At 56.1% G+C, this 18102-nt stretch carries 13 protein-coding genes and 1 pseudogene; 11 read left to right on the forward strand and 3 right to left on the reverse strand.

Annotated elements, in window-relative coordinates; all coding sequences use genetic code 11:
* Positions 1-361: 361 nt before the first annotated feature.
* Positions 362-502, forward strand: a complete 141-nt coding sequence (locus OSC10802_RS50170) for a hypothetical protein (protein ID WP_155967990.1) — start codon at positions 362-364, stop codon at positions 500-502.
* A 588-nt stretch (positions 503-1090) separates the two neighbouring features.
* Here the strand turns inward: OSC10802_RS50170 and OSC10802_RS54575 are convergent.
* On the reverse strand, positions 1091-1273 hold the full coding sequence (locus tag OSC10802_RS54575) for a hypothetical protein (protein ID WP_155967993.1): 183 nt from the start codon (positions 1271-1273) through the stop codon (positions 1091-1093).
* A 235-nt stretch (positions 1274-1508) separates the two neighbouring features.
* Between OSC10802_RS54575 and OSC10802_RS0117335 the strand changes: the two genes are divergently transcribed.
* Positions 1509-3407, forward strand: coding sequence for a bifunctional serine/threonine-protein kinase/formylglycine-generating enzyme family protein (locus OSC10802_RS0117335; protein WP_026098576.1), 1899 nt, complete (start codon positions 1509-1511; stop codon positions 3405-3407).
* 251 nt (positions 3408-3658) lie between these two features.
* Here OSC10802_RS0117335 and tumA read toward each other — a convergent pair whose 3' ends face one another.
* Together tumA and OSC10802_RS0117350 are read right to left on the reverse strand one after the other, a co-directional pair.
* Positions 3659-3889 (reverse strand): antitoxin TumA, encoded by a 231-nt coding sequence (tumA, locus tag OSC10802_RS0117345; protein WP_017718038.1) that lies wholly within the window; start codon positions 3887-3889, stop codon positions 3659-3661.
* Positions 3890-4205: 316 nt separating this feature from the next.
* Complete coding sequence (locus OSC10802_RS0117350) at positions 4206-8861, reverse strand: glutamate synthase-related protein (protein ID WP_017718039.1); 4656 nt, start codon at positions 8859-8861, stop codon at positions 4206-4208.
* 260 nt (positions 8862-9121) lie between these two features.
* Between OSC10802_RS0117350 and OSC10802_RS50180 the strand changes: the two genes are divergently transcribed.
* From OSC10802_RS50180 to fusA, 9 genes and pseudogenes are all read left to right on the forward strand, one after another.
* The gene (locus OSC10802_RS50180; protein WP_017718040.1) at positions 9122-9298 is read left to right on the forward strand and encodes a hypothetical protein; all 177 of its coding nucleotides are present in this window, start codon (positions 9122-9124) and stop codon (positions 9296-9298) included.
* Between the two features lie 273 nt (positions 9299-9571).
* Entirely contained in the window at positions 9572-11899 is a 2328-nt protein-coding gene (locus tag OSC10802_RS40665) for a phosphodiester glycosidase family protein (RefSeq protein ID WP_017718041.1), read from the forward strand.
* Positions 11900-12499: 600 nt separating this feature from the next.
* The gene (locus OSC10802_RS0117365; protein ID WP_017718042.1) at positions 12500-12709 is read left to right on the forward strand and encodes a hypothetical protein; all 210 of its coding nucleotides are present in this window, start codon (positions 12500-12502) and stop codon (positions 12707-12709) included.
* Between the two features lie 215 nt (positions 12710-12924).
* A pseudogene (locus OSC10802_RS54580) lies at positions 12925-13277 on the forward strand (zinc ribbon domain-containing protein); the annotation flags it as partial.
* A gap of 15 nt (positions 13278-13292) precedes the next feature.
* On the forward strand, positions 13293-13706 hold the full coding sequence (locus tag OSC10802_RS0117370) for a phosphomannose isomerase type II C-terminal cupin domain (protein ID WP_026098577.1): 414 nt from the start codon (positions 13293-13295) through the stop codon (positions 13704-13706).
* A 284-nt stretch (positions 13707-13990) separates the two neighbouring features.
* Complete coding sequence (locus OSC10802_RS0117375; protein WP_017718044.1) at positions 13991-14332, forward strand: HesB/IscA family protein; 342 nt, start codon at positions 13991-13993, stop codon at positions 14330-14332.
* Between the two features lie 130 nt (positions 14333-14462).
* A complete protein-coding gene (rpsL, locus tag OSC10802_RS0117380; protein ID WP_017718045.1) occupies positions 14463-14846 on the forward strand; it encodes a 30S ribosomal protein S12 in 384 nt (127 codons plus the stop codon).
* A gap of 312 nt (positions 14847-15158) precedes the next feature.
* Positions 15159-15629, forward strand: a complete 471-nt coding sequence (gene rpsG, locus OSC10802_RS0117390; RefSeq protein ID WP_026098578.1) for a 30S ribosomal protein S7 — start codon at positions 15159-15161, stop codon at positions 15627-15629.
* A 327-nt stretch (positions 15630-15956) separates the two neighbouring features.
* Positions 15957-18032 carry an elongation factor G gene (fusA, locus tag OSC10802_RS0117400; protein WP_017718048.1) on the forward strand — a complete coding sequence of 692 codons (2076 nt, stop codon included), beginning with the start codon at positions 15957-15959 and terminating at the stop codon, positions 18030-18032.
* Positions 18033-18102 lie beyond the last annotated feature (70 nt).

Genomic DNA, 18102 nt, shown 5'->3' on the forward strand with positions numbered 1-18102 from the left:
GTTTTTCCTCCTCCCAGCTTAAGCTGGGAACGAGGAAACTTAGGGGTGGGGTCTTACCCCGCATCAATTCGCCAACAGTCTCTTGAAATCGCGGCTATACAAACGAAGTCCGCCTCCCTTGGACTTAAGAGAAGAGCGGGACTTTTCAAACCCGCGCAGGCGGGTTTTGTCTGTATAGCTGCGGTTTCAACCGCCCAGAGACTACGGGACACAGCTTAAGTTGACACCAGTGGTCCCGCCACGCTCCGCCTCAAACAGCAGAGAATAACCCAACAACTCTCTCAGAATGATGTCGTTCTGAACATAGGGTCAAGTCAACCGCAGGGATGCAGATACCCCACCACCGGCAACCAGAGGGCAGATGCTGAGGCAAGTGGATAGGGGAGTGGCGGGGTTGGGAGTGGCGGGAAACCCTCCTCAGCCTGCCGGTGTCAGCAGTAAGCAGTCTGCCGCTGAGTCGCTCCAGCCGGCACACCGGCAGTTCCCCCCCTCTCTCATATAACAAACTAAGCCAACATAAAATAAGCTATTTTGACGACACTTAGAACGCCAAGATGCCACTAAGCCATATATTTCAGCTTATTGTGAATTGTAACAATTATATTAATCCTTATGTAGACTCATCGAACAGACTGTATGGCCTTTCTTCCCGGCACTCCCCCAAACTACACTTGCGCGCCGGCGCACCGTTTGTAGTTGGGCTAAAGCCCAAAGTTTGTAGTTGGGCTTTAGCCCCACCGGCGCTGACCCGCAAGATTGCCGATGGGATGCCGGTGCGGCGTCACCCTTTCTCATATAACCAACTGATTCCTCAGAAATTCTAACATTTTTCCATTACCTTGAACGTCACGCTGCCCTTAATACAGGCATGGCAGCATATTGCAGATTGTAACAATTATATTAATCCTTATGTAGACTCATCGAATATACTGGTGGCCTTTTCTTCCCGGCACTCCCCCACACTACACTTGCGCGCCGGCGCGTGCCGGGGCCGGGGCGGAGGTTGCCGGTGTTCTGGGGGTTCGGGTGTTGCGGGGGCGGGTTTATCCATATTGTGCGCTTTGCGGAAAGATTGTTGGCTTCCCCGCCCCTACAGCGGTTTGGGGTGTTCTGGGGTTTGGGGTATTGTGGGGGTTGCCGGTGTTGCCGTTTGTAGTTGGGCTAATGCCCCACCGTTTGTAGTTGGGCTAATGCCCCACCCTCCCCTGCAAAGGGTTGCCGGTATTGCGGGGTTGCCGGTGTTGTGGGGGGCGGGTTTATCTATATTGTGCACTTTCCCGAAATATTGTTGGCGAACCCGCCCCTACAAAAAGGGAAGCAGGATTCTGGGCGTCATCGAAACCCTTACCTCTTTCTCCCCCTATTCGCGTGCGGGGTGGGGGTTGGGGTGCCGGGTTTATCCCCAGAACACACAACACCGGCTTTTTGCCTATTGTAACCGGCACATCTATAAAATAGAGATGCGCGTGGGGCAAAATAGAAACAACACCCACCGGCACCTTTTCCCCATGCTCTACTGCCTCAACCCTACCTGCTTCAAACCCGAAAATCAAGATGGGACAAAGTTCTGCACGAGTTGCGGGACAAAACTCGAACCCCTGCTCAGAGGAAGATATAGCATAATTCGCCCTATCGGTCAAGGGGGTTTTGGCAAAACTTACTTGGCGCAAGACACAGACCGGCGATCCGCCTACTGTGTCGTCAAACAGTTCTCTCCCTCCCCCGCAATTCAAAACCACCCGCCGGCGCTGGAAAAAGCGCGGGATCTCTTCAACCTTGAAGCTGAGAAACTGCTGCATTTAGAAGATCACCCGCAGATTCCCACCCTATTCGCTTACTTCGAGTCAGACAGCCGGCTGTACTTGGTGCAGCAGTTCATCAAAGGTCAAACCTTGCTCGACGAGTTGGAGGGAGAGGGAACCTTCAGCGAGGCAAAGATCCGGGAACTTCTGGGCGATTTGCTGCCGGTCCTGCAATTCGTGCATGCGAGAAAAGTCATTCACCGAGATATCAAAGCGGATAACATTATCCGCCGGGAAAGCGATGGCAAATTGGTGCTGATAGACTTCGGGGTGGCCAAACAGTGGGCCGGCACTTTGTTGAGCCAGGGGGGAACAATGACCGGCACCCCCGGATATGCGCCGGTGGAACAAATGCGCGGCGTCGCTTACCCCGCCAGCGATTTGTACAGTTTGGCTGTAACTTGCATTCGCCTGATGACGGGATGCTTTCCGCAATACGACGGTTCCGATGAACTTTACGATGCTATAGAAGTCAAATGGGTGTGGCGAGAAAAACTGCCGGTGGGAGTACCTGTCAGTTCCGAGTTGGGAGAAATTTTGGATAAATTGCTCTCAGATTATCTCAAAGAACGATATCAGTCAGCGGCGGAAGTGATGGCGGCATTGTCTGCACCCTCACCCCCCAACTCCGTCTCGCAAGAGGCGGGAAATGCGCCCTCACCCCCCAACTCTGTCTCGCAAGAGGCGGGAAATGCGCCCTCACCCTCGAACCCCGTATCCCAACAAAGCGAGAAAGGGGGGGTAAGAGGTTTGCCTCTCAGTTCATTCGCCTTTGACACAGTGACAGTAGATGCGCAGGGGCGAGAAATCAACCGCAGTCGCCAGCAAACTGAATTCTTCCCCGAAGACTTGGGAGGCGGGGTGATGCTGGAAATGGTTTCCATTCCGGGGGGAACTTTTGGCATGGGTTCGCCAAATTCGGAATCAGGGCGATATGACAGTGAAAGTCCGCAACACTGGGTGACGGTGCAGCCCTTTTTTATGGGAAAGTACGCCGTAACTCAGGCGCAGTGGAAAGCTGTGGCAGCTTTGCCTAAGGTAAATTGCGACTTAAATCCAGATCCGTCTCGATTCAAAGGCGCAAACAGGCCGGTGGAGAATGTATCTTGGGATGATGCGATAGAATTTTGCGCCCGACTGTCCAAAAAGACTGGGCGCGACTACCGCTTACCCAGCGAAGCTGAGTGGGAATATGCCTGTCGCGCCGGCACCACAACGCCTTTCCACTTCGGCGAGACAATTACAACTGATTTAGCTAACTACGACGGGAAACACACCTACGCCTCCGCACCGAAAGGTGTTTATCGCCGGCAGACAACCGATGTGGGGAGTTTTCCTCCCAACACCTTTGGATTGTACGACATGCATGGCAATGTCTGGGAGTGGTGCGCCGATCCTTGGCACGCTAATTACAGTGGTGCGCCCTCTGATGGGAGTGTTTGGAGTTCTGGCGGAAACGAAAATCGCCGTTATCGGTTGCAGCGTGGGGGTTCTTGGTACGTCTATCCCAGGAATTGCCGTGCGGCTTTCCGCGACTGGGTCGGACCGGACTTCAGGATTGGCAACATTGGTTTCCGCGCAGTCGTTTCTTTGGCCAGGACTTAGTAACCCGCCAGAAACCGGGTTTCTGCGACCAACTTTGCTTCTCACCCGAAACCTTAATTCAGAAACCCGGTTTCTTACATCCGCCAGAAACCCAGAAACCCAGAAACCCAGAAACCGGGTTTCTGCGACCAACTTTGCTTCTCACCCGAAACCTTAATTCAGAAACCCGGTTTCTCAACCCCGCCAGAAACCCGAAATCTTCTCCCATCATCAGTGCCGGCTCAACCCGATTTAGATAATCTGCCAGCGCTTTATGCAACATTATTTAACCGGCTTTCTAAGTCCTGACGCAACCCCAAATAGTGGCGATAATCATTGGCCCATTCAATAAAAACCGCTTCGTCAGAAAGTTCCCCTTTACTGTAGAGATCGAAAAAATCCTCAGAATCCATATTGTGCTGGCTTTCAAACACACTCAGGCGCTTTGCCACAGCAATCAGCGCATCCAGCGGCGATGTATATTGCACCTGCTGTTTTCGCATTTGTCCCTCCTCTCATTAGCTGATATAGCAATAGACAGTCAGTTTAGGACACTGGAACAGGCGAGACGCCTGTCCTACGAAATATAGGCGTAGGGCAGGCGTCTCGCCTGCCCTCAATATCTCTGGGACAGGCGCGACGCCTGTCCAACGTCCTAACCTAATCCGCAGCACCGGCATCTCCCCTGCACCCACCGGCACCCACCGGCACTCCGTGGAAAATCGCTTAATTGCCAGCAGAGAGGGAGGCGGAGCCTCCTTTCAGGCGTTCCCAGGCGGAGCCTGGGAACGAGGCAATGGGACAGGCAAGATGCCTGTCCTACGCCCCAACAGCCACCTTCTCACCGGCACCCCCAGCAGAAGCCTCAGGCGAATCCGCTTCCGAAGGCGGAACCACTTGCCAAAACTTCGGCAAATATTCCCCCCAATTCGCCAAAATCGCCTTAGCCTTCACACTACCCGTGCGATCCGCATGCAGCGAAATCAACTCCTTCAATTGCTCCTCCCCAGCAGGCGTGCAAACCCGCTGAATCCTCACAATTTCCCCATTCACCTTTTGCGGAAAACTGCCATCCTCATCCAGGAAGTATCCCAACCCGCCGGTCATCCCAGCGCCCACATTGCGACCCACCTTACCCAGCACAACAACCACACCCCCTGTCATATACTCAGCGCAGTGATCCCCCGCACCCTCAATAACCGCCTTAGCCATCGAATTGCGAACCGCAAACCGCTCACCGGCTATCCCACAGGCAAACAGGAAACCCCCCGTCGCCCCATACAGACAGGTATTGCCAATAATCACATTTTGTGCTGCCTCATAAGTAGCCCCCGCCGGCGGCTTAATAACAATCTCCCCACCGTGCATCCCCTTGCCCACATAATCATTCGAGTCGCCCTCAATAACGAGCCTCATCCCAGGCAAATTAAATGCAGCAAAACTCTGGCCGGCAGACCCCAAAAACTCCAGTTCAATATGCCCCTCAAAGCCGCTATTGCCGTATTTATCCGCAATAACACCCGCAAGACGCGCACCGGCAGTCCGGTCAGTATTCACCACCTTCAACTTCTTCTTCACACATCCATGTGTTTCAATCGCCGCCTGAATTTCCGGATCGGCAAGCAGCTCATCATCCAGCACCGGCCCATTGCTGTGCACCGGCTCATGCTCCAGCCAGCTGCGATTTTCCCGCGTATCCGGGAGCCGCACCAGACAGTCCAAATTCACAGATTGCGCCTTCTTCAGTAGAACATCAGACCGCACCTTCAGCAAATCCGCCCGCCCGACAATCTCATTCAGAGAGCGATACCCCAGACGCGCCAGCAGCGAGCGCACCTCCTCCGCCACAAAGCTGAAGAAATTCACCACATGTTCCGGAATCCCCGTAAACCGCTGCCGCAACTTCTCCTGCTGAGTCGCCACCCCAACTGGGCACTGGTTGCTGTGACAGATGCGAGCCATAATGCAGCCTTCAGCAATCATAGCAATCGAGCCGAAGCCAAACTCCTCAGCACCCATCAAAGCGCCCATCACCACATCCCAGCCGGTCTTCAAACCGCCGTCAACCCGCAGCACCACCCGGTTCCGCAGCCCGTTGTTCATCAACACCCGGTGCACTTCCGTCAAACCGAGCTCCCACGGCGAACCGGCATGCTTAATCGAACTCAGGGGAGACGCGCCGGTGCCGCCATCGTGACCCGAAATTTGGATAATATCCGCATTCGCCTTCGCCACACCGGCAGCAATCGTGCCAATCCCAACCTCCGCCACCAACTTCACCGAAACCGGTGCCTTGGGATTAATCTGGTGCAAGTCAAAAATCAGCTGCGCCAAATCCTCAATCGAATAAATATCGTGGTGAGGCGGCGGCGAAATCAGCGTCACCCCCGGTTTCGACCGGCGCAAAAAAGCGATATACGAACTCACCTTCTTACCGGGCAACTGCCCCCCTTCTCCCGGTTTCGCCCCCTGAGCGATCTTAATTTCCACCTGCTTGGCGTGCATCAAATACTCCGGCGTCACCCCAAAACGACCCGAAGCCACCTGCTTAATCGCCGAAGAAGCCGTATCCCCATTGCGCAAACCCTTCAAATCGGGCAGCAACTTAGAGCGACCTTCCTCATCCACATCATCCAATATCTGGAAGCGCACCGGATCTTCGCCCCCCTCGCCGGAGTTCGACTTGCCCCCGATGCGGTTCATCGCAATGGCCAGCACCTCGTGAGCTTCTGGCGACAGCGCCCCCAGAGACATCCCGCCGGTGCAGAACCGCTTCATAATCTCTTCCACCGGCTCCACTTCCTCAATAGGCACCGGCGGACGATCCCCACTGAACTCCAGCAAATCCCGCAGCGCCGTTACCGGACGCCCTTGCAGGGTCTGCCGGTACACCTCATAGTGGTCGTATGCTTTCTTCCCCACCGCCTTGTGCAGCGCCTTGGCCATTTCCGGGCTGTTCATGTGGTACTCCCCACCCGGGCGGTACTGGACAAAGCCAAAATTTTCCAACTTCTTCCCCGTCAGTTCCGGGAAAGCGCGACTGTGGAAAGACAGCACCTCCTGGGCCAATTCCGCAACGCTCAGCCCGCCAATCCGGGACGCCGTGCCCTCAAAGCCCAACTGCTGCAAATCCGGGCCAATCCCAATCGCCTCAAAAATCTGCGCCCCGTGATAGCTGGAGAGCAGGGAAATCCCCATCTTAGAAAGGATCTTCAGCAGCCCCTCTCCCACTGCCTTGCGGTAGTTCGCTTGCGCCGCGCTCAGGGTAACAGCCGGCACCTTGCCAAGCTCCATCAATTTTTGAGTCCTGGAATCTGACCACCACTGGCGCACACTTTCCAGCGCCAGGTAGGGGCAAACCGCACTCGCACCATTGCCAATCAGACAGGCAAAGTGGTGAGTGCTCCAGCACTGCGCCGTATCGACAAGCAGCGACGCCTTCATCCGCAGCCCTTCCCGGATCAGGTGGTGGTGCAGTGCGCCAACAGCCAGCAGGGGAGGGATGTAGCTGTACTCAGCCCCAATTGCTTGGGGGGTGCGGTCGCTCAAAATCAGGATTTTCTTGCCGGCACGCACCGCATCTGCAGCCTCCGAGCACAGGCGTTCCGTGGCCTTTTTCAGGCCCTCCGGGCCGGTGGCAATCTCAAATAGAGTTGACAGCGCAGCCGTCTCAAAGCCAGACTGCCGTATCTGTTCCAGTTCCGCCTCATTGACAACCGGCGTGTCCAGTTTCAGCAACCGGGCGAATTCTGGCTTCGCTTCCAGAAAATTCCCCCGCTCTCCCAGCTCCAAGGTCAGGGACATGACCAGCTTTTCCCGCAGCGGGTCAATTGCCGGGTTAGTCACCTGCGCGAACCGCTGCTTGAAGTAATCATAGAGCAAGTGGGGTTTGTCCGAGAGCACGGCGAGGGGGATATCGTCGCCCATGCAGAACGTCGGCTCCTTGCCGGTGCTGGCCATTTCGGCGATCACCATATCCAGGTCTTCGCTGGTGTAGCCAAAGGCGGTTTGGTAGCGCAGCGCCGTTTCGGCGTCCACTGTCGCCGAAGCCTCGAAGGGTTGGGCTTCCAGCTTGCGCCGGTGGGCTTGCAACCACTCCCCGTAGGGATTCGCACCGGCAACCCGCTGCTTGATCTCCCAGTTTTTCAGAATTTCGTGGCTTTCCAGGTCAACGGCGATCGTCTGTCCGGGTCCGAGCCGGCCTTTTTCCGCGATGTCTTCTTCTGGAATATCCACCACACCGGCTTCCGAAGCCACCACCACCAGCCCGCTGCGGGTAATAACATAGCGTGCCGGTCGCAAGCCATTGCGGTCGAGGCTGGCTGCCACTTTTTTGCCATCGCTGTACAGCACCAGAGCTGGGCCATCCCAAGCTTCCTGAATGCCGCTGTAATATTCGTAGAAATCAACTATTTCCGGATGGCTTGACAAATCTGGCTGATTCTGGTATGCTTCCGGCACCAAAATCATCATTGCTTCCAGGGGGCTGCGCCCAGAGCGCACCAGCAACTCCATCACATTGTCCAGGGTGGCGGAGTCGCTGTTGTTGGGGTTGACAATTGGCTTGAGTTCCTGTAAGCGTTCCCCCCAGCCGGCACCGGCCAAGTCAGCTTCCCGGGCCATCATCCAGTTGATGTTGCCCAGAAGGGTGTTAATTTCCCCATTGTGTCCCAGCATGCGCAGTGGCTGAGCCAGTGGCCACTTGGGCATCGTGTTCGTGCTGAAGCGCCGGTGGTAGATGGCAAAGTTACTTTTATATGCTGGATTTTTTAAATCGGTGTAGAACTCGCCGAGCACCGCTGAGCGCACCATACCTTTATAGACAATGCGCCGGTGAGACAGGGAGCAAATGTAAAAATCCTCAGCCCCTTCAAAAGAACATTTCCCGTCAGCCACCGCTGCCTTTTCAATCCGCTTGCGCACTAAGTATAATTCCCGCTCCAGAGCGTCTCCTTGGAAATGCGGGCACTGCAGCAGAACCTGCTCAATCTGGGGCTGATTTTCCCGCGCTTGCGCCCCCAAAACTTCTGGGCGAACCGGCACAACCCGCCAGCCGAGGACAGTCAGCCCTTCCGAAATCGCCACTTTCTCGACAATTTGTCGCGCCCCGGCTGCGGCTGCCGGTTCTTGGGGCAGAAACACCATCCCCACAGCTATTTCAGCCGTTCCATCCATACTGACGCCGCGCTCAGCCAGCCACTCCCCAAACAAGTCCCAGGGGATCGCCGTCATCAGCCCCGCGCCATCTCCGGAATCTTGGTCAGCGCTGCAGCCACCCCGGTGTTCCATACAGGTTAGAGCCGACAGGGAAGCTGCAATAATCTTGTGTGTCGCCCCGCCAGCTGGATTGGCAATAAAGCCCACACCGCAAGCATCTCGCTCTTCTACCAGCCAGCGCTGCCCCTGATAATTTGCACTATCACATTGTTTCTGCTGATTGATTGTGCCTGGTAAATTCACGCTCGAAGTGTTCATGGGATGGTTCATTCTTATCCTTGTTGCTCTAGTTTTGGTTGGGATTTATTGATGGGATTTTCTCAGGTCAGCCGCCCGAATTTATCTCCGTAAGGGATATGGAATCCTTTCCGGGCGCAAAACTCGGTAATAATTCTTATCAGCAGGGAAGCTTCAAGGGTTCCCTCGCGCTTACCTTTCCCAGCTTCTGGAGCTGATAGCCTCCGACCGAAGTGCCAGTCGTGCGCACGTTGGGAGCTCGCGCCTGGAAATTTCGACGAATGTCATTTTTGGCGTGGGGCAAGCAGACATCCTCTATTACCAGCAAATATCGCACAGTCACGCCGCCCCTGACAAATGTTGCCGGCACACACGCGCCGGCTCCCATTTGGCCGCAAGGGAATGCGCTTCAGGTCAGCGTGAGTTTTGCTTCTGGTCGGATGGCAGGAAAATATTAGAGAATTTACTCCGCACGAGCAATCCCCTGCTTTACGCACTGTGCCATTCCGACCGGCGTGGCCAATCCGCTTTACTGATACCCCCTCTCGGGACGCGACAGCGCCCTTTCTTTGGGGGGTACTAAATTATAGCACAGATTAAAAAATTAACCGTTTGTAGTTGGGCTTTAGCCCAAAGCTTGTAGTTGGGCTTTAGCCCAAAGCTTGTAGTTGGACTGCGGCGCAGGGCCTTTAGGAGGCCCTGTGTGAATTCACCCTGAACTGCTGAACCTCATGGCTTTTTTGTTGAGAAATCTTGCCCTCGCACCCCTGATTGCCACTCTTGTGAGCTTAGCACCGGCTCACTCGGCCCCAGAAAACCAATCGCTGCCTCCCGGGCCAACTTTGGCCCCCTCAGCGGTCCCGCCTTTTGCCAGAGATCCTCAAATAGCGTCACAAACCGCCGCACAGGGAAGTCAGGTGTCTTTAAATGGCCGGACTTGGCCAGCAGCTTGGAGCCAGTGGGCCGGTGCCTCCCCAGGCAGCCTCCGCACCGGCATCAGTGACGCGGGAGTCAGGCATGTCCTCGGCGTGGAACTGCTGAGCACAGGGGATGCGACAAAACAGCCGGTGTACTGGTTCGGGATCTCACCGGCACCCGCGATCCTGCCGGTGCGGCTGACAGGCCCATATCGCTATCTGGACATTACCGATTTGGCAGCGCAAGCCGGCTGGCAGGTGGCTGTCAGTGGCGACACCCTGCGAATCACTACGCCAGTCGCCCGGGTCAAGGACATTCAACAGGTTGAGATTCCCCAACCCCTGACCTCGTATATCGAAAGAATAAGGACTGCAGGACAGGCAAAGCCTGCGCCCAGCTTTCGCATTGTCGTCGATCTCGACCGTCCCGCACCCTGGCAAGCGAATTTTTCTCGGACGGTGACTCCACCGCCGCCACCCGCGCCGGTCAAACCGCCAGAAGTCCCCAATCCCAATCTGGCACCGCCGGCACCGGCAGGTCCCCCCGATGACGAGTCCAAGCCCCAGGGTTCCGGCACCGGCAGCCAGATTGCCCCGCAAAGTGCCCCCAGCGAGAAACCGGATGACGAGTCCAAGCCCCAGGGTTCCGGCACCGGCAGCCAGATTGCCCCGCAAAATTCTCTTTTTAGGGGGGCCGGCAGCGAGAAACCGGATGACGAGTCCAAGCCGGTGCGGAACAAACAGGTCAAGTTTGATGAGTGGCTGATCGCACTGGATGGCCTGACGGAGCCGGCCCTGGCGCAGCGCTTTAACCCACCGGCAGCAGCTGGTGTCGGGAATGGGGGCAGTCCAGTTGGGAATGGGGAAAAAGAGCAGTTAGCGCCCACCGATCTGTGCCCAGCGCCAACCCCCCAGTGCCCTGTGGCCAATTTCGTCAGAGTGGAGCAGGCGGGCAACCAGACCAATATCCGAGTGGCGGTGCCTGCCGGCTGGCGTCCGCGAGTTTCCACACTCAGCAATCCCAGTCGCTTGGAGATTGACATTCGACCCGATTCTATGGTAGCGAAAGATATTCTCTGGGCGCAGGGGTTGCGGTGGCGGCAGCGATATCTGAATTTGGGGGCTGACCGCTTTCCGGTGGTGTGGCTGGAAGTGGATCTCCGCCAGCCGGGAATTCGTCTCAAACCGCTGCGGCGGGAAGTGACTAATCAAATGGGGATTGAGCCGCTGATTGAGACAGCAAGCCAGTTGCGGGCGTCAGCTGCGATTAACGGCGGCTTTTTCAATCGCAATAACCACCTGCCTCTGGGTGCGATTCGCCTGGATGGCCGGTGGCTGTCCAGCCCGATTCTCAACCGGGGCGCAATCGCCTGGGATGATGCCGGCAATGTCAAAATCGGGCGTCTCAGTTTGCAGGAAATTGTCAGCACAGGAACTGGACAGCGCTTGCCGGTGCTTTTGCTCAACAGCGCTTATGTGGCGGAGGGCATTGCCCGCTATACCGGGGAGTGGGGGGCGAGTTACACTCCCCTGAGCGATAATGAAACGATTGTCTCAGTTCAGGATAATCAGGTCACGGGCCAGGTGCTGGGAGGGGAAGCCGGCAAAGGTGCTTTTCCCATTCCGCCTATGGGCTACCTTCTGGTTTTTCGGAAGGTGCCGGCAGACGCCCTCCCCACCGGCACTCGTGTGAGCGTGGACAGCGCCACTGTGCCGGCGGAGTTTGCCAGCTTCCCGCACATCCTAGGGGCGGGGCCGGTTTTGCTGGGAGCGGCCACAGGGGGGGCGGCCACGAAAGGCGGGCCCTCCGCTGCTGGTTTGAGGGGGCAAATTGTTCTGGATGCCAAAGGGGAAGGGTTCAGCGAGGCGTTTAACCAGCAAACTGCCTCTCGCAGCGCCATTGGTGTGACGCCGGCGGGAACACTATTAATAGTGGCGGTTCACAACCGCGCTGGGGGTGCCGGTGCCACTTTGCCGGAATTGGCGCAACTGATGCAGCAACTGGGCGCAGCTGACGCCCTCAATCTTGACGGCGGCAGTTCCACCGGCCTCTATCTCGGTGGCCAGCTCCTCGACCGCCCGCCCCGCACGGCGGCTCCCGTTCACAATGGTTTGGGGGTTTTTCTGGATTTCGGGCAGTAGGGTGGGGAGTCCTATTAAAAGCGTAATAGTTTAGCAGCTAAGCCTTAGGGACAGGCGGGACGCCTGTCCTACGCCTTAACTCCATCGTTCGAGCTCAGAACTCCATCGTTCGAGCTCAGAACTCCATCGTTCGAGCTCAGAACTCCATTGTTCGAGCTCAGAACTCCATCAGTCGAGTTCAGAACTCCATCAGTCGAGTTCAGAACTCCATCAGTCGAGCTCAGAACTCCATCGCTGGAAGTAGGCGCTCCATCATCCGAGATCCAAGCTCAATCGGCTTACTGCAGGGGCGGGTTCACCCACAATGTCTGTTGGAAGTTCCGGATGTGGGTTTATCGCCTGTCTCTGTCCCGGATGAGCGAGGGAAGGGAAAAATCTGCTGCCACGCTCTGATAAACGCCATAAATTATGTTATGATTAGTGGTTTTTTATCTGTTCCTGTTCTCTCCGGCAGCGCGGGCCATGCCGGCGTGTTTTTTTCTGGGATCGCCCTTGAGGAGTTAAAGCTTGGTTAAAGCGGAGGGGGGGACAGGTAAAGATTCTGTGTGAATTGGCGAAATTGACCAGTTTACTGATGGCAGCACCTGGGGAACACTTGCTATGTTGGAGTTCGGTGCCCGAAACTGGAAGATTCAACAGCTGGATGACACGCCCTGCTTTTTAGTTATCTTAAGGCACGCTCAACTTATTTTCAAAAAAATCCGTCCCAGACGTTGCAGCATTTCCCAGAAGTTATGGCTGCGGGATGTTACAGCCTTTGTCGAAATCATGGCCCGAATGGCCAGCCTCATGGCCAGAACCCATCTGTGAATCGGGCACCTCAATTCCACAAGCAATCCTCAAGGAGCTAAAATTTAATCCTGGATTTCTTGCACAATCTTACAAAACGTGATACAATACAGGCAAAGCTGAGAAATAGACATGGCCTAATGGTCAGCTCCGAACAGGCAAATCGCGACTTCAATTCCCGCGCTTATTTTTCAGCCAACCTCCCTTGACTTCCGACACGGAAGCCTAGGTCTTGGCGAAAAATCAGGTCAAAAACGGCGAGAGCGATGCTCGGTACGGCGCACGACCAGTTCAAAAGTTCAAAATGACTTTAAAGCATCAGGCTGAATTGACGGGAACCAGGCCCTGTGGATGTCACCGAAGAATTCGCCAGCGGCACCGGCACTCGCAGTCGGCCATGTCCACACCTGCAAGGGGTGGCTCTAAAGTTTTCCACTGTCTGGGGCTGCGGATTTACGCACTTCGCAAGACTGGAACGGTGCTTTTAGGATATTCCTGAAAGCTTTGCGGGATACCGCCTCTATCACTTTTAATGGGGAAGCGTGCTATCGGTGCATTGTCCTGGAATACCCGGAATAATGTCGCGTAAATGTATCAGAAAATCATGGTCCAAGTTAAAGAACTGTCTCAAGTGCAAGCCATGCTGGGAGCTGCCGGCAGCAATGAAGTGGCCGCGACGGAAATGCGTCCTTGGGGATCGTTCACCGTTCTCGAAGAGGGGCGCGGATACAAAATCAAGCGCATTGAAGTCAAACCCGGACACCGGCTGAGCTTGCAAATGCACCACCACCGCAGCGAGCACTGGATCGTCGTATCGGGGACAGCGAAGGTGACCTGCGGCGACATCGAGGAGCTGCTCTGCAGCAATCAGTCCACCTACGTCCCCCCTTGCACGTCCCACCGGCTGGAAAATCCCGGCGCGATCCCCCTAGTGCTGATTGAGGTGCAGAATGGGGAGTACCTGGGAGAAGACGACATTGTGCGGTTCCAAGACGACTATGCCCGCGCCCAATCCTAGAGAGTGGGGATTCGACCGGCTCCGCACGCGGGTCGAGGCCATCCCAGAAACCGTCAATCATGAACCGCCCCCGTCAAGGAGCGCAAAAGGAAGCTTCTTGGCGTCCCCTCCCGAGGGCGGTTGATTATGGATACAGGGCGTTAAAGTTGACAAGAGCTGGACTTGCGCCCAGAAGGCCACCCGGGGGGCGGGAGGGGGTTTACTTGCTGTGCCGTAGCGAAGAGGGCAGCTTCCGTGTGAGGATAAAAAGGAAGCTCGTTTCCTTTTTGACCAGGCACAAGTCGATGATTCACCTGAGCCCAGCAGCCGTCCGCGAAATCAAGCGCCTGAAGTCCAAGCATGAGAGTCCCAATGCTTTGTTTCGGCTTGGGGTGGGGGAAGGCGGCTGCGCAGGCTTGTACTATATAATGGAAATCGCCGCCGCCAGACCTGACGACCGAGTCTGTGAGAGCAGCGGGATCGTGGTGGCTGTCGATGGCGAGAGCGTCAAAACCCTCACCGGCCTGACTTTAGATTACTCAGAGGATCTGATGGGGGGCGGTTTCCGCTTCCACAACCCCAACGCCACCGCCAGCTGTGGGTGCGGTCACTCCTTCTCCACCGACTTTGAGCGAGGTGCCGGCTGACCCCTAGAGCAGGGGACTAGCGGCGGTTTTGAAGTTTTTGAAGAAAAGATTTGACAGCAGAGCGTCAAAATAGATACAATGTCCTTTTGTTGAAAGTTTGAACAGCAAAAAGCTGCACACGCCTTAATCCATGCCCACAATTCAGCAGCTCATTCGTAGCGAACGCCAAAAAATCCAGAAGAAAACGAAATCGCCGGCTTTGAAGAGTTGCCCTCAGCGTCGTGGCGTTTGTACAAGAGTTTACACCACAACCCCGAAAAAGCCCAACTCAGCGCTGCGGAAGGTGGCGCGGGTTCGCCTCACTTCCGGATTTGAGGTGACAGCGTACATTCCAGGGATAGGCCACAACCTGCAAGAGCACTCAGTAGTGATGATTCGGGGCGGACGGGTGAAAGACTTACCCGGTGTTAGATACCACATTATTCGTGGGACGCTAGATACCGCTGGGGTGAAAGACCGCCGGCAAGGTCGCTCTAAATATGGGGCCAAGCGTCCCAAAGCAGCGGCGAAGTAGGTTGAGCGGTCGATCGCCAGATGCGAGGGACGCCCAAGGCGTTAGCAGCAAGCATAGGGCAGAGGCCCGCTCACAGAAAAGTAGATAGCCTCTGTTTGTATGGGGCTCCTCCCGCCAGCCGGCAGCCGGAGCGATAAAGCAGCAGGAATCAACCCTTCAGACAATCCCGTGTGGCCAGCGGGAACAGAACGGTTCATAGGGCAGGGGGAGGCTCCCGGACGCTGCCCCGACCGGCGGCTGTCCGCGCTCTCGCTGGCAGGGGAATTGAATGGAAACGAAAAAACACACTAATTATATCATTGAAGACTGATTATGTCGCGACGCAGTAGCGCTCAAAAACGTACCGTTCCTCCAGATTCCGTCTATAACAGCCGCTTGGTGAGCATGATGGTGCGGCGGGTGATGGAGAGTGGCAAAAAATCTCTCGCCTACCGGATTGTCTACGACGCCTTCAAAACGATTCAGGAGCGCACCGGCGGAGATCCCCTGGAAACGTTTGAAAAAGCCGTGCGCAACGCCACCCCGCTGGTGGAGGTGAAAGCGCGGCGGGTTGGGGGTGCCACTTACCAGGTGCCGATGGAAGTCCGTTCGGAACGGGGGACGGCACTGGCGCTGCGCTGGCTGATCCAGTACGCCCGGGCGAGAGGGGGCCGGACAATGTCCTCCAAGTTGGCCAACGAGCTGATGGATGCCGCCAACGAGACAGGAAGTGCGATTCGCAAGCGGGAAGAAACCCACCGGATGGCGGAAGCCAACAAGGCGTTCGCTCACTACCGGTACTAACGCTCAGGAGTCCGAGTTCCCGCCCGGGGGTTCCCACGTGAACAAAACGTAACGAAAAATATTAAAATATATTAAGGGGGAACTCGGTATCCACGAGGCCGTTACCTGGGGCGGCAAAAGAAACGCCTGGACGAGCGCTCAAAAAGTCCCAAACGCTTTCAGCGATGGGACAGGATTCTCATGTTGGGCCAGCGAAGGTTGCAGCTGTATGGCCTGAGCAGAGCATTTTGAGGCGATTCCAAGTGCCGGTGCCAGCTTTTGCAGGCACAGAATCCCCCAGAAAGCGGCAACCCATAAATATCAGCGGCAGAAATAAAGGAGGTAGCTGTGGCACGTAACAACCCGCTCGAGAAAGTGCGCAATATAGGGATTGCAGCCCATATTGACGCCGGCAAGACGACAACAACAGAGCGCATTCTGTTCTATTCCGGTGTGGTCCACAAAATTGGTGAGGTTCACGAAGGGACCACGGTAACAGACTGGATGGAGCAGGAGCGGGAGCGGGGCATTACCATTACTGCCGCTGCTATCAGCACCAGCTGGAAAGACCATCAGATCAACATTATCGACACTCCGGGTCACGTAGACTTCACCATCGAAGTGGAGCGCTCCATGCGGGTGTTGGATGGGGTAATCGCGGTGTTCTGCTCGGTGGGGGGCGTGCAGCCCCAGTCCGAGACAGTGTGGAGACAGGCAGACAGGTATAAGGTGCCTCGAATAGCCTTTGTCAACAAGATGGACCGGACAGGAGCCAACTTCTACAAAGTCTATGGCCAGATCCGCGACCGGATGCGGGCGAACGCCGTACCCATCCAAATCCCGATCGGCAGCGAAGACAGTTTCCGGGGGATTGTAGACTTGGTGCGCATGCGGGCCAAAATCTACACCAACGACATCGGAACCGATATTGAGGACACCGAAATTCCCGAAGACATTCGGGATCTGGCTGAGGAGTACCGGCTGAAGCTGGTTGAGTCCGTGGCAGAAACGGATGACGCCCTCACCGAGAAGTACCTGGAAGGGGAAGAGCTCACCGAAGAGGAAATCAAAACCGCGCTGCGCCAAGGCACCATTGCCGGGACGATTGTGCCGATGCTGTGCGGCTCCGCCTTCAAAAATAAAGGCGTGCAGCTGATGCTGGACGCTGTGGTGGATTACCTGCCCTCACCGCTTGACATTCCGCCGATTCAGGGCACCCTGCCTTCCGGCGAAACAGCGGAGCGCCGAGCCGATGACAGCCAGCCCCTGGCAGCTCTGGCGTTCAAGATTATGGCAGATCCCTACGGACGGCTGACCTTTGTGCGCGTCTACTCGGGCGTGCTCAAGAAAGGCAGCTACGTGATCAACTCCACCAAGGGCAAAAAAGAGCGGGTGTCTCGCCTGATCGTTCTCAAGGCGGACGACCGGATTGAGGTGGAGGAACTGCGGGCCGGCGACCTGGGCGCAGCCCTGGGCCTGAAGGAAACCTTTACCGGAGACACAATCTGCGAGGACAGCTCGCAAATTATCCTGGAGTCGCTGTTTATTCCTGAACCGGTGATCTCCGTGGCGGTCGAGCCCAAGACCAAGCAGGACATGGAGAAGCTTTCCAAGGCGCTGCAAGCCCTGTCAGAAGAAGACCCCACCTTCCGCGTCAGTGTCGATCCAGAAACCAACCAGACGGTGATCGCCGGCATGGGCGAACTGCACCTGGAGATTCTGGTGGACCGGATGCTGCGCGAGTACAAAGTGGAAGCCAACGTGGGCCAACCGCAAGTAGCTTACCGAGAGACGATTCGCAAACATGTCCGGGCCGAAGGCAAGTTTATCCGCCAGAGCGGCGGGAAGGGCCAGTACGGTCACGTCGTGATCGAAGTCGAACCGGGAGAGCCCGGAACCGGCTTTGAATTTGTCTCCAAGATTGTCGGGGGTGTGGTGCCGAAAGAGTACATCTCCCCAGCCGAGCAAGGGATGAAAGAAGCCTGCGAGTCCGGCATCCTGGCTGGCTACCCGGTGATTGACATCAAGGCTACTATGGTAGACGGTTCCTTCCACGAAGTGGACTCGTCCGAAATGGCCTTTAAGATCGCTGGGTCGATGGCGATGAAAGAGGCAGTGATGAAAGCCACACCGGTTCTTTTAGAGCCTATGATGAAGGTTGAGGTGGAAGTTCCCGAAGACTTTATCGGGAACGTCATTGGCGACCTCATCTCCCGCCGGGGGCAGATTGAAAACCAAAGCACTGAACAGGGACTCGCCAAGGTGACATCCAAAGTCCCGCTGGCGACCATGTTTGGCTACGCCACCGACATTCGGTCAAAGACCCAAGGGCGGGGTATCTTCACGATGGAGTTCAGCCACTACGATGAGGTGCCTCGCAGCGTGGCTGAGCCGATCATCGCTAAGAGCAAAGGGAACGCATAATAAGTCAGAAGTCAGCAGTCAGCCGTCAGCAGCAAGAAACAACTGGCGACTGACCGCTGGCAGCTGACAG

It is taken from the genome of Kamptonema formosum PCC 10802 (assembly GCF_000332335.1).
Classification (GTDB): domain Bacteria; phylum Cyanobacteriota; class Cyanobacteriia; order Cyanobacteriales; family Oscillatoriaceae; genus Oscillatoria.